Origin of the sequence: Pseudomonas sp. TR47 (assembly GCF_044143025.1) — a bacterium.
Lineage (GTDB): Bacteria > Pseudomonadota > Gammaproteobacteria > Pseudomonadales > Pseudomonadaceae > Aquipseudomonas > Aquipseudomonas putida_E.
On record NZ_JBHFCS010000007.1, the window covers coordinates 1 to 24667 of the forward strand.

Annotated in this window: 25 protein-coding genes and 1 pseudogene; 12 read left to right on the top strand and 14 right to left on the bottom strand. The window is 62.6% G+C overall.

Annotated features, from left to right (window positions below):
- Nucleotides 1-42: 42 nt before the first annotated feature.
- On the bottom strand, nt 43-1518 hold the full coding sequence (locus ACEWE8_RS09610; RefSeq protein ID WP_046784905.1) for a helicase HerA-like domain-containing protein: 1476 nt from the start codon (nt 1516-1518) through the stop codon (nt 43-45).
- Nucleotides 1519-1683: 165 nt separating this feature from the next.
- Here ACEWE8_RS09610 and ACEWE8_RS09615 point away from each other — a divergent pair.
- The 5 genes and pseudogenes from ACEWE8_RS09615 to ACEWE8_RS09635 form a co-directional block, all read left to right on the top strand.
- Nucleotides 1684-2700 (top strand): annotated as a pseudogene (locus tag ACEWE8_RS09615) (cache domain-containing protein); the annotation flags it as partial.
- Nucleotides 2701-2793: 93 nt separating this feature from the next.
- Nucleotides 2794-3558, top strand: a complete 765-nt coding sequence (locus tag ACEWE8_RS09620; RefSeq protein ID WP_371316836.1) for a methyl-accepting chemotaxis protein — start codon at nt 2794-2796, stop codon at nt 3556-3558.
- A gap of 178 nt (nt 3559-3736) precedes the next feature.
- Entirely contained in the window at nt 3737-4858 is a 1122-nt protein-coding gene (locus ACEWE8_RS09625; RefSeq protein ID WP_046784903.1) for a glycosyltransferase family 1 protein, read from the top strand.
- A complete protein-coding gene (locus ACEWE8_RS09630; RefSeq protein WP_046784902.1) occupies nt 4851-5615 on the top strand; it encodes a DUF2334 domain-containing protein in 765 nt (254 codons plus the stop codon). The genes ACEWE8_RS09625 and ACEWE8_RS09630 overlap by 8 nt, the downstream gene beginning before the upstream one ends.
- The gene (locus tag ACEWE8_RS09635) at nt 5612-6604 is read left to right on the top strand and encodes a lysylphosphatidylglycerol synthase transmembrane domain-containing protein (protein ID WP_046784901.1); all 993 of its coding nucleotides are present in this window, start codon (nt 5612-5614) and stop codon (nt 6602-6604) included. Before ACEWE8_RS09630 ends, ACEWE8_RS09635 begins: the two co-directional genes overlap by 4 nt.
- A gap of 188 nt (nt 6605-6792) precedes the next feature.
- Here ACEWE8_RS09635 and purU read toward each other — a convergent pair whose 3' ends face one another.
- Nucleotides 6793-7644 (bottom strand): formyltetrahydrofolate deformylase, encoded by an 852-nt coding sequence (gene purU, locus ACEWE8_RS09640; protein ID WP_012312928.1) that lies wholly within the window; start codon nt 7642-7644, stop codon nt 6793-6795.
- A 297-nt stretch (nt 7645-7941) separates the two neighbouring features.
- Here purU and mvaT point away from each other — a divergent pair, with 297 nt between their 5' ends.
- A complete protein-coding gene (mvaT, locus tag ACEWE8_RS09645; protein ID WP_012312927.1) occupies nt 7942-8319 on the top strand; it encodes a histone-like nucleoid-structuring protein MvaT in 378 nt (125 codons plus the stop codon).
- Between the two features lie 80 nt (nt 8320-8399).
- On the opposite strand, the gene sbcB is transcribed toward mvaT, so the two are convergent.
- The 3 genes from sbcB to ACEWE8_RS09660 form a co-directional block, all read right to left on the bottom strand.
- Entirely contained in the window at nt 8400-9836 is a 1437-nt protein-coding gene (sbcB, locus tag ACEWE8_RS09650; protein WP_046784900.1) for an exodeoxyribonuclease I, read from the bottom strand.
- Between the two features lie 46 nt (nt 9837-9882).
- Complete coding sequence (locus tag ACEWE8_RS09655; RefSeq protein WP_046784962.1) at nt 9883-10242, bottom strand: PilZ domain-containing protein; 360 nt, start codon at nt 10240-10242, stop codon at nt 9883-9885.
- A gap of 123 nt (nt 10243-10365) precedes the next feature.
- Nucleotides 10366-10752 (bottom strand): hypothetical protein, encoded by a 387-nt coding sequence (locus ACEWE8_RS09660; protein WP_046784899.1) that lies wholly within the window; start codon nt 10750-10752, stop codon nt 10366-10368.
- 178 nt (nt 10753-10930) lie between these two features.
- On the opposite strand from ACEWE8_RS09660, the gene pyk reads away from it, so the two are divergent.
- Entirely contained in the window at nt 10931-12385 is a 1455-nt protein-coding gene (gene pyk / locus ACEWE8_RS09665) for a pyruvate kinase (protein ID WP_039604343.1), read from the top strand.
- A 54-nt stretch (nt 12386-12439) separates the two neighbouring features.
- Here the strand turns inward: pyk and ACEWE8_RS09670 are convergent, their stop codons facing one another.
- Nucleotides 12440-13360 (bottom strand): iron-sulfur-binding ferredoxin reductase, encoded by a 921-nt coding sequence (locus ACEWE8_RS09670; RefSeq protein ID WP_046784961.1) that lies wholly within the window; start codon nt 13358-13360, stop codon nt 12440-12442.
- A gap of 249 nt (nt 13361-13609) precedes the next feature.
- Between ACEWE8_RS09670 and ACEWE8_RS09675 the strand changes: the two genes are divergently transcribed.
- On the top strand, nt 13610-15133 hold the full coding sequence (locus tag ACEWE8_RS09675; protein WP_016488901.1) for a fumarate hydratase: 1524 nt from the start codon (nt 13610-13612) through the stop codon (nt 15131-15133).
- Nucleotides 15134-15206: 73 nt separating this feature from the next.
- On the opposite strand, the gene ACEWE8_RS09680 is transcribed toward ACEWE8_RS09675, so the two are convergent.
- The 7 genes from ACEWE8_RS09680 to ACEWE8_RS09710 all read right to left on the bottom strand — a co-directional run bounded on the left by ACEWE8_RS09680 (nt 15207) and on the right by ACEWE8_RS09710 (nt 20731).
- Nucleotides 15207-15797, bottom strand: coding sequence for a GNAT family N-acetyltransferase (locus ACEWE8_RS09680; RefSeq protein WP_046784898.1), 591 nt, complete (start codon nt 15795-15797; stop codon nt 15207-15209).
- Between the two features lie 190 nt (nt 15798-15987).
- Nucleotides 15988-16566, bottom strand: coding sequence for a DJ-1/PfpI family protein (locus tag ACEWE8_RS09685; protein ID WP_012312917.1), 579 nt, complete (start codon nt 16564-16566; stop codon nt 15988-15990).
- 52 nt (nt 16567-16618) lie between these two features.
- Nucleotides 16619-17776, bottom strand: a complete 1158-nt coding sequence (locus ACEWE8_RS09690; RefSeq protein ID WP_046784897.1) for a phosphatidylserine/phosphatidylglycerophosphate/cardiolipin synthase family protein — start codon at nt 17774-17776, stop codon at nt 16619-16621.
- 1 nt (nt 17777) lies between these two features.
- Nucleotides 17778-18359, bottom strand: a complete 582-nt coding sequence (locus ACEWE8_RS09695) for a YceI family protein (RefSeq protein WP_046784896.1) — start codon at nt 18357-18359, stop codon at nt 17778-17780.
- A 44-nt stretch (nt 18360-18403) separates the two neighbouring features.
- Entirely contained in the window at nt 18404-18700 is a 297-nt protein-coding gene (locus ACEWE8_RS09700) for a hypothetical protein (RefSeq protein WP_046784895.1), read from the bottom strand.
- A complete protein-coding gene (locus tag ACEWE8_RS09705) occupies nt 18697-19779 on the bottom strand; it encodes a serine hydrolase (RefSeq protein WP_046784894.1) in 1083 nt (360 codons plus the stop codon). The genes ACEWE8_RS09700 and ACEWE8_RS09705 overlap by 4 nt, the downstream gene beginning before the upstream one ends.
- A gap of 64 nt (nt 19780-19843) precedes the next feature.
- A complete protein-coding gene (locus ACEWE8_RS09710) occupies nt 19844-20731 on the bottom strand; it encodes an acyl-CoA dehydrogenase (protein WP_046784893.1) in 888 nt (295 codons plus the stop codon).
- A 141-nt stretch (nt 20732-20872) separates the two neighbouring features.
- On the opposite strand from ACEWE8_RS09710, the gene olsB reads away from it, so the two are divergent.
- Nucleotides 20873-21628, top strand: a complete 756-nt coding sequence (gene olsB / locus ACEWE8_RS09715; RefSeq protein ID WP_046784892.1) for an L-ornithine N(alpha)-acyltransferase — start codon at nt 20873-20875, stop codon at nt 21626-21628.
- The gene (locus tag ACEWE8_RS09720) at nt 21628-22416 is read left to right on the top strand and encodes a lysophospholipid acyltransferase family protein (RefSeq protein ID WP_046784891.1); all 789 of its coding nucleotides are present in this window, start codon (nt 21628-21630) and stop codon (nt 22414-22416) included. Before olsB ends, ACEWE8_RS09720 begins: the two co-directional genes overlap by 1 nt.
- A gap of 21 nt (nt 22417-22437) precedes the next feature.
- Here ACEWE8_RS09720 and ACEWE8_RS09725 read toward each other — a convergent pair whose 3' ends face one another.
- On the bottom strand, nt 22438-23019 hold the full coding sequence (locus tag ACEWE8_RS09725) for an ACP phosphodiesterase (RefSeq protein WP_046784890.1): 582 nt from the start codon (nt 23017-23019) through the stop codon (nt 22438-22440).
- A gap of 152 nt (nt 23020-23171) precedes the next feature.
- Between ACEWE8_RS09725 and ACEWE8_RS09730 the strand changes: the two genes are divergently transcribed.
- Nucleotides 23172-23474 (top strand): helix-turn-helix transcriptional regulator, encoded by a 303-nt coding sequence (locus ACEWE8_RS09730; protein WP_046784889.1) that lies wholly within the window; start codon nt 23172-23174, stop codon nt 23472-23474.
- Between the two features lie 18 nt (nt 23475-23492).
- Entirely contained in the window at nt 23493-24542 is a 1050-nt protein-coding gene (locus ACEWE8_RS09735) for an alkene reductase (RefSeq protein WP_046784888.1), read from the top strand.
- Nucleotides 24543-24667: the final 125 nt, after the last annotated feature.

Sequence of the window (24667 nt, forward strand, 5' to 3'; positions counted from 1 at the left end):
GGTACAGCGCAGACCTCAAGAGCTGCGCGGTCCCTGTGAATGCTAACGCTTCTTGCCCCCGAGCAATGACCCCATCAACCCCCGCACCAGCTGGCGCCCCAACTGGTTGGCCGCCTGACGCACCGCCGACTTGATCGCCTGCCCCGCCGCGCTCTGCAAGAAATCCCCGGCCTTGTCGACCAGGCTGTCATCATCCGCCTTGGGCGCCGGCACGGGCTCTACCGGCTCGCCTTTGCGCCGGGCCAGCATTTCGTACGCCGACTCCCGGTCAATAGGCTTGTCATAGCGCCCCGCCAACGGTGACCCTGCTATCAGGGCACTACGCTCGGCCACACCCAACGGCCCGATTCGCGATTGCGGCGGCGCAATCAGCACCCGCTGAACCATCGCCGGAGTGCCCCTTTCTTCAAGCGTACCCACCAGAGCCTCGCCAATCCCCAGCTCGGTCAGCACTGCCAGAGTGTCGAATGCCGGGTTCGGGCGAAAGCCGTCTGCCACGGCCCGCAGCGATTTCTGCTCCTTGGCGGTAAAGGCCCGCAGCCCATGCTGGATGCGCAACCCCAGTTGGGCCAGCACGCTGTCGGGCAGATCGCCCGGCGACTGGGTGACAAAGAACACCCCCACGCCCTTGGAGCGAATCAGCCGAACCACCTGTTCCAAGCGATCCTGCAGGGCTTTCGGGGTGCCGTTGAACAGTAGATGCGCTTCATCGAAAAACAGCGCAAGTACCGGCTTGTCGGCATCGCCTCGCTCCGGCAACTGCTCGAACAGCTCGGCCAGCAGCCACAGCAGGAAGGTGGCGTATACCTTCGGGGCCTCATGCACCAACCGGCTGGCATCGAGCAGGTGAATTCGCCCACGACCATCAGCGTCCGTGCGCAACAGGTCCTCAAGTTGCAATGCCGGCTCACCGAACAGCGCCTCGGCACCCTGTTGCTCCAGCGTTGCCAAACGCCGCAACAATGCCTGGGTCGAGGCCGTGGTCATCAGCGCACTGTCTTCGCCCAGCAACTGGGGATTGTCTTTAAGGTGGGCCAGCAGCGCCTTGAGGTCCTTGAGGTCGAGCAGCAGCAACCCGTCACGGTCAGCCACCTTGAATGCGGCATACAACGCAGCCTGCTGGCTGTCGGTCAGCTCAAGCAGATTGCCGAGCAACAGCGGCCCCATCTCACTGAGGGTGGTGCGCAGCGGGTGGCCGGACTGCCCGGCGATATCCCACAGGCTCAGCGGGTAGGCCTGCGCCTTGTAACCCAGCCAAGGCATGCCGGCAATGCGCTCGGCCACCTTGCCCTGGGGCGCACCCGCCGCACCGACACCGCACAGGTCACCTTTGACATCGGCGGCGAACACTGCCACACCGGCATCACTGAACACCTCCGCCAGGTGTTGCAAGGTCACGGTCTTGCCGGTACCGGTGGCACCGGCAACCAGGCCATGGCGGTTAGCCAGGCGCATGGCTTGAGTCACAGGCTGGCCATCCGGGCCAGCGCCTACAACTATGGTCGAAGTTTCCGACATCTTTTTAATCCTCTGCTCAAGCTTGACCACCCACCAGCCGATAGCTCTGGATGATATTCGCCTTTGAAGACAGAACACCCCTGAAAGGACTTTCGGGATGTTGCACTGTTTTAAGCGGTACTCGTGCGAACGCCCGATAAAAACCTTAGCGGAACCGATCACGCCATGAACAAAAGCCTTCGTTTCAGCCACAAGATTCTTTTGGCCGCATCACTGATCGTGATACTCGCCTTCAGCCTGTTCACCCTCTACAACGACTATCTCCAGCGTAATGCCATCCGTGAAAACCTGGAGAATTATCTGGCTGAAATGGGCACATCCACTTCGAACAACATTCGCAACCTGTTCGAAGGCCGTATAAAACTGGTTGAAAACCTGGCGCAGAACATCGCCCAGCAACCTGCCAGCGCAGAAACGCTGATGGGCCAGAGCGCCCTGACGTCAAGCTTCCTGACCGTCTACCTGGGCAAGGTCGACGGTGGCTTCAGCGTGCGACCCGACTCGAAGATGCCTGATGGCTACGACCCACGCACCCGCCCCTGGTACAGGGATGGCATGAGCGCCCCGGGCGCCATCCTCACCGAGCCCTACATCGACATGACCACCAACCAGATGGTCATCGGCATCCTCAGCAAAGTGTCCGCGAGTGTCGGCGTAGTCGGTGGCGACCTGGCCCTGGACGGCCTGGTGCAGATCATCAACTCGCTGAACTTCGGCGGCATGGGCTATGCCTTCCTGGTCAACGACCAAGGCAAGATTCTGGTGCACCCGGACAAGGCACTGGTCATGAAATCGCTGTCGGACCTGTTCCCGCAGCACACGCCGAAACTGACCGGCGAGCTCACCGAAATCGAGGCCGATGGCCAGACCCGCCTGCTGACCTTCACCCCGATCAAGGGCCTGCCATCGGCCAACTGGTACATCGGCCTGTCGGTGGACAAGGACAAAGCCTTTGCCATGCTCAGCAACTTCCGTACGTCGGCCGTGATCGCCACGGCGGTGGCGGTCGTGATCATCATTGGCTTGCTGGGCCTGCTGATCCGCGTGCTGATGCAACCCTTGCTCACCATGACCCGCGCCATGGAAGACATCGCCGAAGGTGAAGGCGACCTGACCAAACGCCTGAAAATCCACAACCATGATGAGTTCGGCATCCTCGGCACCGCCTTCAACCGCTTCGTCGAACGCGTCCACGGCTCGATCCGCGAGGTGTCCTCGGCCACCGAGCAGGTCAACGAAGTGGCCCTGCGCGTGATCAGCGCCTCCAACTCGTCGATGACCAACTCGGACGAGCAGTCCAACCGCACCAACAGCGTTGCCGCGGCCATCAACGAACTGGGTGCCGCCGCCCAGGAAATCGCCGGCAATGCCGCCCAGGCTTCGCAACATGCAAGCTCTGCACGCCTGCTGGCCGAAGAGGGCCAGCAAGTCGTGACGCGCAATATCGAGGCGATGAATCGCCTGTCGGACCTGATCGTCACCTCCAGCGCGCACATCGAAACGCTCAACAGCAAGACGGTGAACATCGGCCAGATCCTTGAGGTGATCACCAGTATTTCCCAACAGACCAACCTGCTGGCGCTGAACGCCGCCATCGAAGCCGCACGGGCTGGAGAAGCCGGGCGTGGTTTTGCCGTGGTCGCCGACGAAGTACGCAACCTGGCGCACCGCACCCAAGAGTCGGCGCAACAGGTACAGGCGATGATCGAGGAGCTGCAGGTCGGTGCCCGCGAGTCGGTCGATACCATGGGCCAGAGCCAGCGCCACAGCCAGGACAGCATGGCGATCGCCAACCAGGCCGGTGAGCGCCTGGACAGCGTCACCGTGCGCATCGGTGAAATCGACGGCATGAACCAGTCGGTGGCCACTGCAACCGAGGAGCAGACAGCCGTGGTCGACTCGATCAACATGGACATCAATGAGATCAACATGCTCAACCAGGAAGGGGTCGAGAACCTGCAGGCCACCCTGCGGGCGTGCTCGGACCTGGAGCAGCAGGCCTCCCGCCTCAAGCACCTGGTAGGCAGCTTCCGCATCTAGCGCCAAGCGGCAAGCTGCAAGTAAAAGCGGATTTGGCGCCGCCTCTTGCTTGCAGCTTGCAGCTTGCAGCTCCCACCCAACCCAACCGAACAAACTATCCTTCAGGTAGGTCAACCTTAGGCGCGTCATCCCCGGCCTGTTACAGCCCGATGACGGACCAAAAGTCGATCCCGGAGGGATGCTGATCGTGCACATCGCTGACATCACCATGTTCTACGCCCCGGCCAGCGGCGGCGTACGCACTTATCTTGATGCCAAACACCACCGCCTCGACGCCATTGACGGCGTACGCCACAGCCTGTTGATTCCCGGAGCCAGCGCTCGCCAGGAAGACGGCATCTATCAAGTTCCGGCTCCGCCCCTGCCCTTCGGCAAAGGCTACCGCTTCCCAGTGCGGCTGGCCCCCTGGTGCAATGTGCTGCGCGGCCTCAAGCCCGACCTCATCGAGGTGGGTGACCCCTACCTGACCGCCTGGGCGGCCCTCGAGGCCCGGCGTCAGCTGGATGTACCCGTGATCGGTTTCTATCACTCCGACTTGCCGCTGCTGGTCAGCAACCGCATGGGCAACTGGTTCATGCCAAATGTAGAAGCCTATGTCAGCAAGCTGTACGGCAATTTCGACCGAGTGCTGGCGCCCAGCCAGGTGATGGCCGACAAGCTTCGCCGCCTGGGTGTGCGCGATGTCCATGTGCAGCGCCTGGGCGTCGATCTGGCCACGTTCAACCCGCAACACCGTGACCCGCAACTGCGCGCCGAACTGGGCATACCCGATACCAGTCGCCTGCTGGTCTTCGCTGGCCGTGGCTCGCGGGAAAAAAACCTGCCCGTACTGCTCGATTGCATACAGCGCCTTGGCCGCCCTTACCACCTGTTGCTGGTGGGCTCGAACATGCCAGCCAACGTCCCTGACAACGTCAGCGTGATCAATCGATTCTGCGCGCCGCAGGACGTCGCCAGGCTGGTGGCCAGCGCCGACCTGTTGGTGCATGCCGGCGACCAGGAAACCTTCGGCCTGGTCATCCTTGAAGCAATGGCCAGCGCCACTCCCGTGGTGGCCGTGCACGCCGGGGCCTTCGGCGAGATCGTCAATGAGCAGTGTGGGCGCCTGTGCCGGGCAAACGATGGGCAGGCCATGGCCACTGCAGTGCGTGAGGTGTTCGAAGCCGGCGTGCGCAAGCTCGGGGCCCAGGCCCGCAGCCACGTTGAGCAACATTATTCGTGGGACAATGTCGTCGCCGGCCTGCTGCAGCACTATCAAGCGGTGCTTGGCCATCAACCACAGGTACGCGCCCATGCTTGAGGCCAGCACCGCGCCGGGCAGCCTGATGCTCGTGCTGCACGATATCGCGCCTGAGACCTGGCCGGACTACCAGCCCTTCGTTCAGGCGGTCGACGAAATGGGCCATGTGCCCATGACCTGGCTGGTAGTGCCGAACTTCCATCACCGCAACCCGCTGGCAGGCTCCCCAGCATTCTGCCGCCTGCTCGAACGGCGCCTGGCGCGCGGCGATGAACTGGCGTTGCATGGCTTGTACCACGCCGACGATGGGCCATCGCCAAGCAGCCTGCGTGAGTACTTCATGCGCCGCCTGTACACCCATGAAGGTGAATTCTATGCCTTGAACCAGGCGCAGGCCATGCAACGCCTGGAGGCCGGCCTTGAAGTCTTCGCCCGGCAAGGCTGGCCCGTCGCAGGCTTCGTCGCCCCGGCCTGGCTGATGAGCCAAGGCACCCGCCAGGCCCTGAGCCAACTGCCGTTGCGCTACACCAGCACACCACAGCACCTGTATCGCTTGCCGGACTTCACTGCGTTCAATGCCCCCGGCCTGGTCTGGAGTGCCCGCAGCGCCTGGCGCCGCAGCGTGTCGCGAGTGGTCTGTGACTGGCAATGCAGGCGCTGGCGCAACGCGCAAACCCTGCGCCTTGGGCTGCATCCGGTGGACATGCGCCACCGCTCCTCACGAGATTACTGGCTGCGAACGCTGGACAAGCTGCTGATGCAAGGCCGCGCCCCCCTGACCAAGTCGGCCTGGCTACAGCGCCAGGCAAACGGATGAACCGTCTGGGCTGGCTGGCCATGGCTTTGGTGACGGCCATGGTGATACCGGCCCTGCTGGGGGGAAGCGAACTGCTGCCCCGGCTCAAGGCCTTCGACCCCGGCTTGATGCTGACCCTGCTGGGCATGATCCTGCTGTGCTGGGTGATCAATGCCGTGCGGCTGCGCCTGCTGCTTGGCCAGCAGGGAGCAAAGCTTGGGCACGTACGCAGCCTCGGCGTGGTGATGGCCACCGAATTCGCCATTTGCACCACCCCAGGCGGCAGTGGTGGGCCGCTGACACTCATGGCGCTGCTGGCCCGCGACCGTATCGGCCCGGCACGCAGCGGTGCGGTGTTTGCCATGGATCAGTTGAACGACCTGCTGTTCTTCTTCTGTGCCATGTTGGCAATAGCCGGTTACGCACTGTTCCACAGCCTTGGCCGCAGCCAGCAGAGCATGTTGCTGGGCAGCGCGCTGTTGCTGTGCTCGGCACTGGCGGCAATAGTGGCGCTGCTACGTTACCGACGGACGGTGATGCGCCTCAACGGGCGGCTTTTGCAGCGCATGGGGATGGCGCCGGCGCGCAAACGGCGCTGGGCACGCAAGCTGTTGCATTTCATCGATGCCTTGGCGCAGACCTGGCAGCTTCCCAAAAGCACGTTGGTGCTTGTGTTCACCCTCACCTGCGCGCACTGGAGCCTGCGCTACAGCGTGCTGTACCTGGTGTTGCAAGGCTTGGGCGTGGAGTTGTCGTGGATCCCGAGTTTTCTGGTGCAGATGCTCTCGCTCAGTGCCGGGCAATTCAGCCTGCTGCCGGGCGGAGCCGGGGCCGCCGAGCTGACATCGGCAAGCCTGTTGACGCCTCTGGTGGGCAGCTCCACCGCTGCCGCAGCGATCCTGATCTGGCGTGCGGTCACTTACTATTTTTACCTGCTGGCCGGGGGGCCGGTGTTCGTCTGCCTGCTGGCGCGCCCGCTACTGGAGCGCTGGCGGCGTCAGGCGGGTTGAGCTGGTGCCAGAGCTCGGCGGCACCGGGAAAATCGGTGCCGTCCTGTTCGCTCAGGGCATCGGGGTCATAGCGGGCAAGGCAGCCTTCACCAAGGGTGGGCGGTGCTGATGCGGTGGGTTTGTTGCGTGAGCTTGTCATGTTGCATCCCCTGCATAGCTGGGGCTGCGTTGCAGCCCCAAAGCCCGTATCAGTCGAACACGACAGTCTTGTTGCCGTGCACCAGCACGCGGTCTTCCAAGTGATAGCGCAGGCCACGGGCAAGCACCATCTTCTCGACGTCGCGGCCGAAGCGGACCATGTCCTCGATGCTGTCGGCATGGCTCACACGTACCACGTCCTGCTCGATGATCGGACCTGCGTCCAGCTCTTCAGTCACGTAGTGGCAAGTAGCACCGATCAGCTTCACCCCACGCAGGGCGGCCTGGTGGTAAGGCTTGGCACCGACGAACGACGGCAGGAAGCTGTGGTGGATGTTGATGACTTTTTCGGCGTAATCCTGGCACAACTGCGGTGGCAGGATTTGCATGTAACGCGCCAGCACCACCACATCGGCCGCATGTTCCTGAACCAGGCGCGACACTTCAGCAAACGCAGGCGCCTTGTCTTTCGGGTCGACCGGTACATGGAAGAACGGGATGCCGTGCCACTCGACCATGCTGCGCAGGTCGTTGTGGTTGGAAATCACGCAGGGGATCTCGCAATCCAGTTCATCGGTGTGCCAGCGGTGCAACAGGTCAGCCAGGCAGTGGGATTCGCGGCTCGCCATCAGCACAACGCGCTTTTTCTGAGCCGAGTCAGTAATGCGCCAGGCCATGGAAAACTCTTCGGCGATCGGCGAGAAGGCTTCACGGAAGGCCTCGATACCAAATGGCAGCGATTCGGCGCGGATTTCATGGCGCATGAAGAACCAGCCACTCTGCTCATCGGAGTGGTGGCTCGCTTCGTTGATCCAGCCATTGTACAAAGCCAGGAAATTACTGACTTTCGCCACGATACCAACACGGTCGGGGCAAGCGATCACCAGACGATAGGTGCGCATGAATAAGACTCCAGAACTTCGCAAAGGCGCTCATTCTAGCGGCCCGCCCGGAAAAACGCAGTAATCATTGCACCCCACCGCCGCCCGCCTCCTCGCTTACACGCAAGCTGCGGCACGCTGCAACAGCGAGGGTGAAACATGACGAATTGCCGGGCCTTATGTAAATATTTTTTTAACCTTGAGATATTTTGTCACAGCGACATAAACAGTTGAGGAACTGATTAATAGGTTTACTTGAGAGTTTCGCCTGTCTATTATTGCTCCACACATTTCCGAACACGCATTAAGGAACACTCCATGTCCCTGATCAACGAATACCGCGCCACCGAAGAAGCCATCAAGGAACTTCAGGCCCGCCTGGCCAACCTGTCGCAGGATGACAAGCTGAAAAAAGAACTGGAGTTCGAAGGCAAACTGCGCACCCTGATGGGCGAATACTCCAAATCGCTGCGCGACGTCATTGCCCTGCTCGACCCGGAGTCGAAACTGAGCAAAGGGCCACGTGGCGCCGTCAAGACCACCGCCACCAAACGTGCGCGCAAGGTCAAGCAATACAAAAACCCGCACAATGGTGAAGTGATCGAAACCAAAGGCGGCAACCACAAAACCCTGAAAGAGTGGAAAGCCAAATGGGGTGGCGATGTGGTTGAAAGCTGGGCGACCCTGCTGGACTGATTGTCCGCTCGATCGCTGTACTGCTAAAAACAAAAACGCCGGCACGATGCCGGCGTTTTTGTTTGCTTGTATAAAACCACTCAAACACTGATGGCAAACTGCTCCGCCAGTTGTCGGGCATGCGCCTGCCAGGCATCCAGCACCTGACGCCCGGCCTCGTCCGCGTTGGCCCAGGCGCTTTGGCGCGCCTGCTCGAAGTCACCCAGCGTGTTGGGTGCACCCCAATGCGGATCGCTCAGCCGCTGCTGGCAGAAACCATACCAGCGTTGCCGCTCTTCGCTATTCAAGGTTTCCGGGAAGTTGCGCGCCCGATACCGGAACAACAACTCAGGCATGCGCGGGTCATCGAACATCCAGTGGCCTTGCCCCAACTGTGCAGGGTCCAGCGTTCTTACTTGTTCGCACAGCCGGCGGTCGCGGTCGCCGAGAAACCCTTCATACAATTGCTGTTCCGGATCGTCACTCGGAACAAAGTCGTCCTTGCCGTAAATGTGTTCCAGCTTGTGTTGCCAAGCATTCTGTTGATTGGCCAACTCTTCAGCGCGTGATTGCACGAGCGCCAAATCGATACCGAGCCGTTGCTGATCGGCCGCGCGCAATACCGAGAGCGGCGCCACTACCGGGCAGCGATTGATCTGCACCAACTTCAGCGGTATGGGTAATTGCCCGTCAGACAATTCCTCACGACGCGTGTACAAGCGTTCACGAAGCACCTCGGCACTTTCCCTTAATAAGGGTAGGGTTTCCTGTTGCAGGTCGCACACAATCAGCGCGTTGCGATTACGTGGGTGCCAGGCCAAAGGCAAGACCACCCCCAGATAATTGCGCGCCGCCGAGAACCGCCCCGATATATGCACCAACGGCTGCAGCAGACGGATTTGCTCCATCACTTTGTGCTTGCTGCGCAACTGGAACAGCCACTCATACAACTTGGGTTGCTTGTGCCGGATCAGACGCGCCAGTGCGATGGTGGCCCGCACGTCGGAAAGTGCCTCGTGTGCATGCCCATGCTCGATGCCATTGGCCTTGCTGAGCAGTTCAAGACGCAGGCTGGTGCGCCCGTCCTGTTGCGGCCAGACGATGCCTTCAGGGCGAAGGGCATAAGCAGTGCGTACCACATCGATCAAGTCCCAGCGGCTATTGCCGCCCTGCCACTCCCGGGCATAGGGGTCGAAGAAGTTGCGGTACAGGCTGTAGCGGGTAACCTCGTCGTCGAAGCGCAAGGTGTTGTAACCGGCGCCGCAGGTCCCCGGGAGGGCCAGTTGCGCGTGCACCCGCGTCATGAACTCGGCTTCGCACAGGCCTTGGCTGGCCAGTTGCTGCGGGGTGATACCCGTCACCAGGCAGGCCGCCGGGTGCGGCAGGATATCGTCGCTGGGGCGGCAATAAAGACTGATCGGCTCGTCGATCTCATTGAGCTCGAAGTCGGTGCGCACTCCGGCCACCTGCAACGGCCTGTCGCAGCGCGGGTTGATACCGGTGGTTTCGTAGTCGTGCCAGAAAATGCTAGAGGTCACGGGGACGTCCTGATCAAAGGTCGCCCCGATTCTAGCGGACATGGCCTCAGACGGAAGCGTTGGCCGGGTGGAAACTGAAATAGTCGCGCAACGAGCGCACGAATTCGTCGTATTCGCGTGGTGCCTGCAGCAGCATGAAGCCCGAATCGTAATGGCCAGGCGTCTGGTCCTCACGGCACCACAGGCAACTGGCGGTCAGGTTGATGAACTGAAAGCCACCACCGGGCAGCGGCAGGCGCAACTGCAACTCGAAATCCGGCCCCACCAGCACCGGTAACTGGCTGATCAACATCAAGCCATCTTCCGAGGCATTGCCCAGCTGCCCGATCGGCTGATCGGTAAAGCGGTTGAAGACCCTCAGTACACAAGGTAACTGATGGCGTTCGATATGACGCTGATTGAACATGGTCACAATTGCAGTCCGTACCCGATGCCAGGAATACGAGGTACTGGCGGTTGTTGTAACAACTGAGTTACAGGTTAACGCAGCGCACGCGGCAAATCCCGTGAAATAAACGATACCTTGGTGTTAACGCCAAGGAGAGGTATTCACCGGGCTGGCCATCGCACCCTCGCCAGCGCGGTAGTGGCCCAGCTTCTCCAGAGTCTGCAGTCGCGCCTTGGCCCGGTAGGCATACTCGTTGCGCGGATACTGCTGGATCAGGTATTCGTAGGTTTGTGCTGCGTCCACGAAAAGCTTCTGGCGCTCCAGGCACTGACCCCGCAGCAACGACACTTCCGGATGGATGAACGGCCGCGCGCGGCTGGTACGATCGACCTGTGACAGCTCGAGCATGACCCGCTGGCAATCGCCTCGGTCGTACGCACGATAGGCGTTGTTCAGATGGTGGTCCATGGACCAGCGGGTACAGCCGACGGCGCTGGCCGCCAGGGCAAAAACGATCAGGGCTCGCATGGGGATCTCCTTTAATAAAGAGTATATCGGCGTGCCGGTATATTTCTTCAGCTTGCAACTTGCAACTTGCAGCTTGCAGCTGCCCTATCGTACCCGCCTGCAGGTAGTGCAACGGAACAATGACTACAGGGCGATTCAGGAGTAGCCTTTCGCTGCGCTTCACTATAGGAGTCTGTGCATGACCATCCGCCGTACCAAAATCGTCGCCACCCTCGGCCCCGCCAGCAATTCGCCGCAAGTGATCGAACAACTGATCCTCGCCGGCCTGGACGTGGCACGCCTGAACTTTTCCCACGGCACCCCGGACGAGCACAAGGCGCGCGCCCGCCTGATCCGTGAAATCGCTGCCAAGAACGGCCGCCATGTCGCATTGCTGGGCGACCTGCAGGGTCCGAAGATCCGCATCGCCAAGTTCAGCAACAAGCGCATCGAACTGAAGATCGGTGACAAGTTCACCTTCTCCACCGCCCACCCGCTGACCGAAGGCAACCAGGACATCGTCGGTATCGACTATCCCGACCTGGTCAAGGACTGCGGCGTTGGTGACGAACTGCTGCTCGACGACGGCCGTGTGGTCATGCGCGTCGAGACCGCTACCGCGGATGCACTGCACTGCGTGGTGATCATCGGTGGCCCGCTGTCGGACCACAAAGGCATCAACCGCAAAGGTGGCGGCCTGACCGCGCCGGCCCTGACCGAAAAAGACAAGGCCGACATCAAGCTGGCCGCGGAAATGGACCTGGACTACCTGGCCGTGTCCTTCCCGCGTGACGCCAGCGACATGGAATATGCCCGCAAGCTGCGCGACGAGTCCGGCGGCAGCGCCTGGCTGGTGGCCAAGATCGAGCGTGCCGAAGCCGTTGCCGACGACGAAACCCTCGACAAGCTGATCGCCGCCTCCGATGCCGTGATGGTTGCCCGTGGCGACCTGGGCGTGGAAATCGGCGACGCCGAGCTGATCGCCATCCAGAAGAAGATCATCCAGCACGCACGCCGCAACAACAAGGCGGTGATCGTGGCGACCCAGATGATGGAGTCGATGATCCAGAACCCGATGCCGACCCGCGCCGAAGTGTCCGACGTGGCCAACGCCGTGCTGGACAACACCGATGCGGTGATGCTGTCGGCCGAAAGCGCCGCCGGTTCCTACCCGATCGAAGCGGTACAGGCCATGGCGCGCATCTGCCTGGGCGCTGAAAAGCACCCGACCAGCCAGAAGTCCAGCCACCGCCTGCACACCACCTTCGAGCGCTGCGACGAAAGCATCGCCCTGGCGGCCATGTACACCGCCAACCACTTCCCCGGCGTCAAGGCGATCATCGCCCTCACCGAGAGTGGCTACACCCCGCTGATCATGTCGCGCCTGCGCTCGCACGTGCCGATCTACGCACTGTCGCCGCACCGCGCTACCCAGGCGCGCGCGTCGATGTTCCGCGGCGTCTACCCGATCGCGTTCGACCCGGCTTCGCTGCCGGCCGACAAGGTCAGCCAGGCGGCGGTCGACGAACTGCTCAAGCGTGGCCTGGTGGCGCAAGGTGACTGGGTGATCCTGACCAAGGGCGACAGCTACCACACCATCGGTGGTACCAACGGCATGAAGATCCTGCATGTCGGTGATCCGCTGGTCGGCTGATCTGCCTCAACCGGCGCCGCTCTGCGGCGCCGGTTCAATCACTGCACACCGTCTTCAGGCATGCTCGACGAACACATCGGCAAATACCAGATTCCTCGGTACCCCCGCAATGAACAGCCGCCGCGCGAACCGCTCCACACTTCCCGGCGAGCCACACACCAGCGCAATGGTCTGCCGCGATGATGGCCGCAATGTCGCCAGCGCTGCATCCAGCTGATCCGCCAGTACCCGCTCGACACTCACGCCTTCGATCTGCATCAACGGCTCAGCCAGGTAATGCCCGGCGGCATCATGCGCCACATGCATCACCCTGATCTCCCCCCGATGCCCCTGCCGCACCGCCTCGCGCAAGATGCCCCACAATGGCGCAAGCCCGGTACCTGCTGCCAGCAACCATAGCGCCCGCCCCTGCCAGTCCAGGTCGTAATGCAGCGCCCCACCGCGCAGTTCCCCCAGGCGCAGCGTATCGCCAACTTGCAAACCACGGGCCTTGTCGCAAAAGGCGCCCGGGCGCTGGCAGTCGATATGGAACTCAAGGAAGTCGTCTTCGCCCGGCAGGCTTGCCAATGAATAGGGCCGGGCCACCGCACCGTTCCACAGCACCACATGCTGACCGGCCTGATAACGCAATGCCCGCTCCGGCCGCAGGCGCAAGCGCAGCACATCACCGAACCAGTCCAGCGCACAGACCTGTGCAGGGATGCCGTCCTGCAGGGGGTCGAACACCGCTACGCGCAGGTCGTCAATCACCCGGCACTGGCATGCCAGCCGCCAGCCCTGTGTGTGTTTTTCCAGCGCCAGGGCCTCGGGCCGTGCATCGGCGGGTTGCCCGTCCAGGCAATGCACCAGGCAGGCGTGACAGCTACCTGCACGGCAGCTGTAAGGCACATTCAGCCCGGCGTCGTTCAGGGCATCGAGCAGATTGCTGCCGGTGGGCACCGTCCAGCGGCGCTCGCCCACACAGAGTTCAGGCATGGTCATCACTTCTCCGGCTATACATCGCCACTCTAAGGCAAGCCGGCATCGGCAGCAAAAAGGATGCCCGTCGCCTGCAGACCATGGTCCAGACCACACGCAGGTGTTTCGCAGGCACAGGCGCGCTATACTGCCGCGCCTTTTTGCGTCGGCCTGACCTGTCGACGCCTTGCCAGGCGTTTCGACACGCAGGTGTGCAGTGTCGGAAGGCCTTTACGAATGTTCCCGTCTTTAAGAGGAGCGCGCTGCATGACCGTGATCAAGCAAGACGACCTGATTCAGAGCGTCGCCGACGCCCTGCAATTCATTTCGTACTACCACCCCGTCGATTTCATCCAGGCGATGCACGAGGCCTACCTGCGTGAAGAGTCGCCTGCCGCGCGCGACTCCATCGCCCAGATCCTGATCAACTCGCGCATGTGCGCCACCGGCCACCGGCCGATCTGCCAGGATACCGGTATCGTCACCGTATTCGTGCGCGTCGGCATGGACGTGCGCTGGGACGGCGCCACCCTGAGCGTCGACGACATGATCAACGAAGGTGTGCGCCGCGCCTACAACCTGCCTGAAAACGTTCTGCGCGCTTCGATCCTGGCCGACCCGGCCGGTGCCCGCAAGAACACCAAGGACAACACTCCAGCCGTCATCCACTACTCGATCGTCCCTGGCGACAAGGTCGAAGTCGATGTGGCAGCCAAAGGCGGCGGCTCGGAAAACAAGTCGAAGATGGCCATGCTCAACCCGTCCGACTCGATCGTCGACTGGGTCCTGAAGACCGTCCCGACCATGGGTGCCGGCTGGTGCCCGCCTGGCATGCTCGGTATCGGCATCGGCGGTACCGCCGAAAAAGCCGCAGTCATGGCCAAGGAAGTGTTGATGGAGTCCATCGACATCCATGAACTCAAAGCCCGTGGCCCGCAGAACCGCCTCGAAGAGATCCGCCTGGAGCTGTTCGAGAAGGTCAACCAGCTGGGCATCGGCGCCCAGGGCCTGGGTGGCCTGACCACCGTGCTCGATGTCAAGATCATGGACTACCCGACCCACGCCGCATCCCTGCCGGTGTGCATGATCCCCAACTGCGCCGCCACCCGTCACGCGCACTTCGTGCTCGACGGCTCCGGCCCGGCCGAGCTGGAAGCCCCGTCGCTGGACGCCTACCCGGAAATCGTCTGGGAAGCCGGCCCGAGCGCCCGCCGCGTCAACCTCGACGACATCACCCCGGAAGAAGTGGCCAGCTGGAAGCCGGGCGAGACCATCCTGCTCAACGGCAAGATGCTCACCGGCCGCGATGCCGCGCACAAGCGCATGGTCGAGATGCTCAACCGTGGCGAAGCGCTGCCGGTTGACCTCAAAGGCCGCTTCATCTACTACGTCGGCCCGGTCGACCCGGTCGGTGACGAAGTGGTAGGCCCGGCTGGCCCGACCACCGCCACCCGGATGGACAAGTTCACCCGCCAGATCCTTGAACAGACCGGCCTGCTGGGCATGATCGGCAAGTCCGAGCGTGGCCCGACCGCCATCGAAGCGATCAAGGACAACAAGGCCGTTTACCTGATGGCCGTCGGCGGCGCTGCCTACCTGGTGGCCCAGGCGATTCGCAAGTCCAAGGTTTTGGCCTTCGCCGAACTGGGCATGGAAGCGATCTACGAGTTCGAAGTCAAAGACATGCCAGTCACCGTCGCGGTGGACAGCAACGGTGAGTCGGTGCACATCACCGGCCCTGCGCTGTGGCAGAGCAAGATCGCCGAAAGCCTGGCGGTAGAAGTCAAGTAAGCGGTATCGGGGCTGCTTTGCAGCCCCAATCGTTCATGCACCCCTATGGTTCACTGGCAGCCCGCCACGCGGATCATATGGGTAGTTCCTTGAGCCAGAATGACATGATCTTGTTGCTGCTTTCCTGTTCGCCCAAATCGCGCCAAGCGTAATGAGTGCGCAGGGATGGGTCATGCAGGAAGCCCCGGTTTCGCCAGAAACCGTGCAATGGCTTGTAGTTGGCAGGCCGTCTGGGGTGCATGCCAGGGCGCTCGACGGTGCAAAACGCGCAGTAGTCGAATTCGGCCAGCTTGTGCGCGTAGGACTCACGCTCGATGAAGAAGCGCACACCCAGGCCTTGGCCACGGTATTCGGGCAGCACCAGCGATTCGCCGAAATAGTACACGCTGGCAGGGTCGCGCCCCTGCGCCAGGAACGGCTGCTGAAACTTGGGCGCAACGTCCACCAGTGGCAGGCCGGTCGAGGCGCCAACCACACGCCCATCGTCCAGGGCCAGCACTACCAGGCTGCGGCCGGAGCGGGCATAGGCTGCCATGTGCTCGGCCTCAAACTCTACTGTGCCGTCATACAGATAGGGGAACTCGCGCAACACAGTCAGGCGCAGGCGAGCGAGGTCATCGATGTAAGGCGCGATAGCGGCAGCGTGCAACAGGCGTATTTCCATGCTTGGCGGTCGTTCTGTCGAGGTGGGTGACGCGCTCGGCTAAGCCGGGCTTGAGGGGAAACCCTAACATCCGTACCAATGCCCCACCTTTTCCCCACACGACAGGAACTGTTCCAGGACCGCTACCGAACGGGTAAATGCCCACTACGCAGCTTTCAATGCCGGTGCACCCCAGCTTTCCTTGACTCGCTCAGCTGATACGCGTCCCCAGCACCTTGAGGAAGGCCGCAAGCCATGCCGGGTGCGCCGGCCACGCAGGAGCCGTCACCAGGTTGCCATCTACGTGAGCCTGGTCCACGGCGATGTCGATGAACTTCCCCCCTGCCAGACGTACCTCCGGCGCACACGCCGGATACGCACTGCACTCACGCCCTTCCAGCACGCCAGCCGCCGCCAGCAACTGCGCACCATGGCAAACCGCCGCAATCGGCTTGCCGGCCTGATCAAAAGCCTTTACCAGCGCCAGCACACGCTCATCCAGGCGCAAGTACTCCGGAGCTCGGCCACCCGGGATCAGCAAGGCGTCGTAGCTTTCGGCACGGACCTGGACGAAATCATGGTTCAGGGCAAAGTTGTGGCCTGGCTTCTCGCTGTAGGTCTGCTCGCCTTCAAAATCGTGGATCGCCGTGCGCACCGTCTGGCCCGCGATTTTTTCCGGGCACACCGCATGCACCGTGTGGCCCACCATGCTCAAGGCCTGGAAAGGCACCATCGCCTCGTAGTCCTCGACGTAGTCGCCCACCAGCATGAGAATCTTCTTCGCAGTCATCGCATCCACTCCTTCGGTAGTTTGGGGAACAACCACTGCACGATAGTCTGCTTCAGTCGCGACGGTCGAGCAGGTTGACCACAAGGCGGTCGAGCCAGCCCCACACCCGCTGCTTCACGCGGCGCCACAACGGCCGGGCGTGCCAGTGGTCAAGATCGACCTCGTCACTCAGGCTGAAGTCGCGCTCGAAGCTGGCGACCACGGCGGCCGTCAGCGGCGGGTCCAATGCCTCGACGTTGGCCTCCAGGTTGAAGCGCAGGTTCCAGTGATCGAAGTTGCACGAGCCGACGCTGACCCAATCATCCACCAGCGCCATCTTCAGGTGCAGGAAGCACGGCTGGTATTCGTAGATACGTACCCCCGCGCGTAATAAACGAGGGTAGTAACGATGACCGGCGTAGCGTACCGAGGGGTGATCGGTCCGCGGGCCGGTGAGCAGCAGGCGCACATCGACACCCTTGCCTGCCGCCCGGCGCAGCGAGCGGCGCACGCTCCAGGTAGGCAAAAAGTAAGGTGTGGCCAGCCAGACCCGCTGTTTACCGCTGTTGAGCGCACGCACCAGCGAATGCAGGATGTCACGGTGCTGGCGGGCGTCGGCATAGGCCACCCGGCCCATGCCCTGGCCCTGCACCGGCACCTTGGGCAGGCGCGGCAGGCCGAAGCCTTCAGCGGGGCGCCAGGCCGTACGGCGGTTGTTGGCCTGCCACTGGCGGTTGAACAGTAGCTGCCAATCGCTGACCACCGGGCCGCGCATCTGCACCATCACCTCATGCCACTCGCTGGTCGCTTCACCCGGCATCCAGAACTCATCGGTGACACCGGTACCACCGACCACCGCCAAGCGCTCGTCAACCAGCAGCAACTTGCGATGGTCGCGATACAGGTTGCGCAGGCCGCGGCGCCAGCGCAGGCGGTTGTACCAGCGCAGGTACACACCGGCATCCAGCAGGCGTTGGCGCAAAGCAGCATTGAAAGCCAGCGAGCCGTAGTCGTCGAACAGGCAACGCACGCGTACACCGCGCCGGGCCGCCTGCTCCAGTGCCTGGACCACCGCCTCGGCGCAGGCACCAGCCTCGACCAGGTACAGCTCAAGATCGACCTGGGCTTGAGCATTCTCGATCGCCTGGAGCATGCGTGGAAAGAATTCGGGGCCGTCGATCAGCAGCTCGAACTGGTTGCCATCGCGCCAGGGAAAGACCGGCCCCGGCATGTCAGCGGGCGTTGAAAATCAGCACCGCATTGACCGGTACCGTCGGGTTGATGGATTTGAGCTTGGCGAACTTGCGCAAGGTTTCCAGGCCGGGCAGCAGGCCGAAGTCGTGGGCGTGCAGTATCAACGGTTCGAGGGTCACCACCTGGAAGCGCCGCGCATCGAGGCGGGTTGCCAGCAACAAGGCGTTGTAGCTGTGCGACTGGCCATGCAGCGTAACGGTCAGTGGCAGGCGCAATTCGACCTGCGCGCCGTCGGCCAGGTCGTTTATCGGCCGCAGGTCGAGTTGGGCCTTGACCGTCGCTTCGGCAAAGCGGCCGACCTCGAACAGGTCGTCACGCATGCGCTCGTCCCGTAGCGGGATACCACTGCTCACCGAGTCCATCTCGATACGCAGCCCGGCTGCGCCCTTGCGGTCGACGGTGCCATGCAGTACCAGAAAACGATGGACCTCGGCCGTATCGCCGTCCTTGCCGGTGACGAATGAAAGGCGTGAGGATTCACCATCGAGGTGCCAATTGGCGTGGGCGGGCAGGCACAGAGCCAGCAACAGTGCGGGTAGAAGACGGGGCAGCTTGAACATGACAGATCTCGTGAAACCATACCGCCAACCTTACCCGGCCGTCTTCATGGCAGCAAGCGGCAGCCAGCCTGCGCCCCCTGCCATGCCGCCTGATTGCGCTGGCCCAGGCCCGCTGCGACAACCAGACGCTGCTGGCTGTCCTCCTCCAGCATGCTCAACGGCAACCACTGCGCGACATAACCCCGGCAATAGGCGGGGTCCAAGCCCATGACAAAACGGCAGGAGCAATATTCCTTGGCCGAATAAGCCGAAAGAATACCGGGGAAATCCGCCAATGCCTGGCGTTCCAGCCAGGCCCAGCCCAACAAGGCAACCATCACCAGCCCCAGCAGGCGCTTCATGCACCCTCCTTGGCCAGCGCTGCCAGCACACGCTTGAGCAGTTCGTTATGGTGGTAACTGCCATCACGGTCGTCGGCGTAGCGGACGATGACCAGCTTGTGGGTCGGCAGTATGTAAAGGGCCTGGCCCCAGTGGCCGAGGGCGGCATAGGTGTCTGCCGGCGCGTCAGGCCAAGGTGAAGCACTGCCCGGCAGTGGCTGGTTGAGCCACCAGTGGCCACCCGGGTTGGCTTCGCCGGGCAGCGGTGTAGCCTGGCTGAACAGGGTACGGTTGAAAGCAACCCAGCTTGCCGGCAGCAACTGGCGGCCACCCCAGCGTCCTTCACGCTGCATCAACAGGCCGATGCGCGCCAGGTCGCGGGCACTGAGGTAGAGGTAGGAAGAGCCAACGAAGGTGCCACTGCCATCGCGTTCCCAAACGGCGCTGTGAATGCCCAGCGGGGTGAACAGCGCCTCCCAGGGGTAGTCAGGGTAAGCACTGCCCTTGAGCATGCCGCGCAATGCGGCGGCCAGGACATTGCTGTCGCCACTCGAATAAATGAATCGCTGCCCGGGCTTTTCGGCGACGGGCCTTGAAGCGGTATAAGCCGCCATGTCATGGCGCCCGCGCGTGTAGAGCATGGCCACTACCGAGGATTTCAGCGGTGCGTATTCGTAGTCTTCCTGCCAGGCCAGGCCACTGGCCCAATGCAACAGATCGGCCAGACGCACGTCGGGGTGTGGCTGCATGGGCGGGTAAAAGCGGGCCGCAGGGTCCTGCAGCTGAAAACGCCCCTCACCTTGGGCCACGCCCAGCACTGTCGCCAGCACGCTTTTGCTCACCGACCAGGTCAGGTGGGCGGTTTTCGCGGTGGTAGGTGCGGCGTACCGTTCGTGCAGGATACGGCCGTCACGGATGATCAGCAGGGCGTCGCTGCGAATGCCGCTGCGCTTGGGGGCGTCGCGTTCAGGGAAGGCATAGCTGTCGACAGCCTGCCAGTCGATGGCCGTGATGTCGGCCTGCCAATCCGGCAGGGGCCAGTCCTCTGCCCTGGCCGAACCGACCGCCACCGCCAGGATCAACAACCCTGCCCTCAACATAAACGCCTCTTGGGGCCGCAAGGCGACCCGGGTTTTCAACGGATCAGGCGATCCTGGCAGGCGTTCATGACAATCCGGCAGCCTCCCAAGCCTTGGCCAGGCGCTTTTCCCGAGCAGCCGTCGCCAGCGCCATCACCCCCTGATCACGCTGCCACAGCAGCGCCCATTGCGCCGGCCCGGCCGACAGCGCTTTGTCGATGGCCCCTTTCAGTGCCTGAAACTGCGCAAACAAGCCCGCCAACAACAAATGGCAGCCAACACTGTCGGCGCACTGGCGGCTGGCCTCGGCACAGCCGGCCAACAAGGCAATCAGGCGCAACCGCAGCTCCTGTTGCCAGCCGCATTCCTGCGCTACGCCATACAACCAGGCAACCATCGCCGCCAGTACGTACAAATCTTCCAGCGAGCGAAACGGTTTGACGTACGCATCCCAACCATCACCTGCCAACAACTCGCAGGCAGCCTGGTGCAGTTGCAGGCGCCCGTGGCCGACCTCAGGCATCAAAGGCAGGGTCGGCAACGCCTCCAGGGTCACTCCTGGCTCACCCGGATAAACCACTCCCAGGCTCAGGCGCGGTGCTTCACCCTGCCCTTCGCTGCGCGCCGCCACCAGCAGCCATTCGGCGTCAAGCCCGGCGGTCACGAAGTCCTTGCGGCCGGTCAGGCGTAAACCCTCCAGGCGCGTCTGCATGTCCGCAGGGCGCACGCTACGCCGTTCGGTGGCGCATAACGCGCCGAGACTGGCCGGGGCGCTAGGCCACAGCATGCGCAAGGCGGCCTGGTAGCCAATGAGAAACGCCAGGCCGGGTGTGGCCATGGCGCGCCCACCCAGCACCGCCAGCTCGAACGGGGCGCACCCACCGAGGCGCTCGAGCTGCGCGGCATATGCCTCACCCAAAGTACCGGCCATAGGCTGGCGAAAGGGATCGTTGAGTCGTTGCAACCAGGCCATCGGACGCTCCTCGCTTGTCAGGGGGTGTCACGCAAGCATCACCAAAGGTTCACAGGGGTGACACCGCGCCTACCTAGGCTGACTTTGCACAACAAAGCCGACCGGCCGCAACCCTTCATGGCTGGCTTAGGGAGACTCGCAATGACTCGGACAGCTCGCTCTGGCGACAACAGCACTGAACGCCGTCTGCAAGCCGAACGCCTGGTCGGCGCCGCGGCCCTGCAGGAAGCACAGGCCCTGCGCTACAAAGTGTTCAGCGCAGAATTCAAGGCCAGGCTCAAGGGCGCTGAACTGGGCCTGGACATGGATGACTACGACGTACATTGCCGGCACATCGGTGTACGCGACCTGAGCACCGGCGAACTGGTCGCCACCACCCGTCTGCTCGACCATCAGGCCGCCAGCAGCCTGGGGCGCTTCTACAGCGAAGAAGAATTCAGCCTGCATGGCCTGCTGCAACTGCAAGGCCCAATCCTCGAACTGGGCCGCACCTGCGTCGACCCCGGCTACCGCAACGGCGGCACCATCGCTGTGCTCTGGGGTGAGCTGGCCGAAGTGCTCAATGAAGGCCGCTACAGCTACCTGATGGGCTGCGCGAGCATCCCCATGCAGGATGGCGGGGTTCAGGCCCATGCCATCATGCAACGCCTGCGTGAGCGTTACCTGTGCAACGAACACCTGCGTGCGGAGCCAAAGAACCCGCTGCCCACCCTGGCCCTGCCGAACAACGTCATCGCCGAAATGCCGCCGCTGCTGAAGGCCTACATGCGCCTGGGTGCGAAGATCTGCGGTGAACCCTGTTGGGATGAGGACTTCCAGGTTGCCGACGTGTTCATCCTGCTCAAGCGTGATGACCTCTGCCCACGTTACGCCCGCCACTTCAAGGCAGCGGTCTGATGCCCAAACTGCGGGTGTTCGCCCGCCTCGCAAGGCTGGTGCTGGTACTGCTTTTCGGCATGCTCATGGCCAGCGTGATCGCCATCGGTGAACGCATGGGCATGAAGGCCTCCATCGAGCGCCGCCAGCGCTGGACCTGCCTGTTCATGAAACGCCTGGTCGCTGCCCTGCCCTTCGACGTGCGGGTAATCGGTGAACTGCCCAAACGGCCGATGTTGTGGGTCAGCAACCACGTGTCCTGGACCGATATCCCGCTGCTCGGCATGCTGCTGCCGCTGTCGTTTCTGTCCAAGGCCGAAGTCCGCCACTGGCCCGTGGCTGGCTGGCTGGCGGAGAAAGCCGGCACATTGTTCATCCGCCGCGGCGGCGGCGATAGCCAGCGCTTGCGTGAACAGATCAGCGCACAACTGGGCGACGCCAGGCCGCTGTTGATCTTCCCCGAGGGCACCACTACCGACGGGCGCCAGTTGCGCACCTTCCATGGGCGTTTGCTGGCAGGCGCCATCGATCAGGGTGTGGCGGTGCAGCCTGTTGCCATTGAGTACCTGCGCAACGGCGAGGCTGACCTGGTTGCGCCGTTCATCGGTGATGATGACCTCGTGTCACACCTGATGCGGCTGTTCGCCGAGCCGCGGGGTGAGGTGTGCATCCACCTGTTGCAGCCGATCAGCAGCGTGGACAAAGAACGCGCGGCGTTGGCATTTCAGGCGCAACAGGCTATCCAGATGGCGTTGTTCGGGGTTGGCGAAGTCGAGGTGGCAGCGCGCCGGCAGGCCCGTGCTGCTTGATGCCTGATTGGCAGTACACCGCTATCGGCCAGACCTCTGTGCGGCGGCAAACGTCTGCAACTGCGGATAGAACTCACGGAAATCAGCCAGCAACGGCTCGTACAACCGCTCAAGCTCCGCCATCACGCCCATCATGCCCTCAGGCCGGGACAAGCGTCGCCCAATGCCGTTGAAGACCTGCTCCAGGGTGGAAAAATCGCCATACGCCCCCAGCCAGTCATCTGCGGCCATCAAGGGCGCAATGCGCGCCAGCCGCCCTGGCAACTCGGGCTCGGCCAGCAACACGCGATAGAACGCACCGGTGAACTGCTCCAGCGGCTGTTCGGCATAGTCGCCCCAGTGTTGCGCCAGGCAATGGTCGAAGAACACATCCACAATGATCCCGGCATAGCGGCGCCGCTCCCGGGGGAACCGCGCCAGCGCCGCCAATACCAACGGGTGCTGATCGGTGTAGCTGTCGATGTGCCGATGCAGCCGAATGGCAGCCTCCAGCGTCGGCGCAAAGCGCCCCTTCAGCGAGCCTTTGACGAAATCGCCGTACAGGCTGCCAAGCAGTTGTTGCGGCGCCGGGCCGCCCAGGTGCAGGTGTGCGAGGTAATTCATGGGCGCAGTTTAGCACTGCGCATCCGTATATCGTTATAACGCGATATAACGATTCGCGCTCAGCTCAGAACCACTTCATATTTCTATATCGCGAAATACCGATTTATATTTCGTCATATCGCGATATACCGCTACACCACGAGCCCCATACCATGCCTCTCGATCTCGACGACATAATAAAAGCCCTGGCCCACCCGGTCCGGCGAGAAATCCTCAACTGGCTGAAAGACCCGGCAGCGCACTTTCCCGCCCAGCACCACAGCACCGAGCACGGTGTCTGTGCCGGCCAGATCGATCAACGCTGCGGCCTGTCGCAGTCGACCGTTTCTGCCCACCTGGCAACGTTGCAGCGCGCAGGCCTGATCAGCAGCCAGAAGATCGGCCAGTGGCATTTTTTCAAACGCGACGAAGCCACCATCCAGGCGTTCCTCGAACAACTGCGCCAAGCGCTTTGACAAGGTAGGTAACCCGTTATGACCACGCTTTTCGATCCGATCACACTGGGCGATGTGCAACTGCCCAACCGCATCATCATGGCGCCGCTCACCCGCTGCCGCGCCGACGAAGGCCGGGTGCCCAACGCGCTGATGGCCGAGTACTACGTGCAGCGCGCCAGCGCCGGGCTGATCCTCAGTGAAGCGACCTCGGTCTCTGCCATGGGCGTCGGCTACCCTGATACGCCAGGCATCTGGAACGACCAGCAGGTACGCGGCTGGAACAACGTGACCAAGGCCGTGCACGGCGCAGGCGGTCGTATATTCCTGCAGTTGTGGCATGTTGGCCGCATTTCCCACCCCAGCTATTTGAACGGTGAACTGCCGGTGGCTCCCAGCGCCATCCAGCCCAAGGGCCATGTCAGCCTGGTGCGCCCGATCACCGAATACCCGACCCCACGGGCCTTGGAAAGCGAAGAAATCGCCGACATCGTCGAGGCTTACCGCAGTGGCGCAGAGAACGCCAAGGCTGCCGGTTTCGATGGCGTGGAAATCCACGGTGCCAACGGCTATCTGCTCGACCAGTTCCTGCAGAGCAGCACCAACCAGCGCACCGACCGCTACGGTGGTTCACTGGAAAACCGTGCCCGCCTGCTGCTGGAGGTGACAGACGCCGCCATCGGCGTGTGGGGCGCAGGCCGTGTCGGCGTGCACCTTGCGCCGCGCGCAGACTCCCATGACATGGGTGATGCCGACCGCGCCGAGACCTTCACCTATGTAGCGCGGGAACTGGGCAAGCGGGGTATCGCCTTCATCTGCTCTCGGGAGAAAGAAGCCGATGACAGTATCGGCCCGCTGATCAAAGCAGCGTTCGGTGGCCCTTACATCGTCAACGAGCGGTTCGACAAGGCCAGTGCCAATGCCGCGTTGGCCAGTGGCAAGGCGGATGCGGTGGCATTTGGCGTGCCGTTCATTGCCAACCCGGACCTGCCGGCACGGCTGGCGGCCGATGCGCCGCTGAACCAGGCGCACCCGGAAACCTTCTATGCAAAAGGGCCGGTGGGGTACATCGATTACCCGCGGCTGTAGGGAAGATCGCCGGGGCCGCTTTGCGGCCCTTCGCGACACAAGGCCGCCCCGACAGTCGACCGCTCAATTTCGTGTAGGAGCGGCCTTGTGTCGCGAAAGGAGGGCGAAGCCCTCCCCAAAGGCCC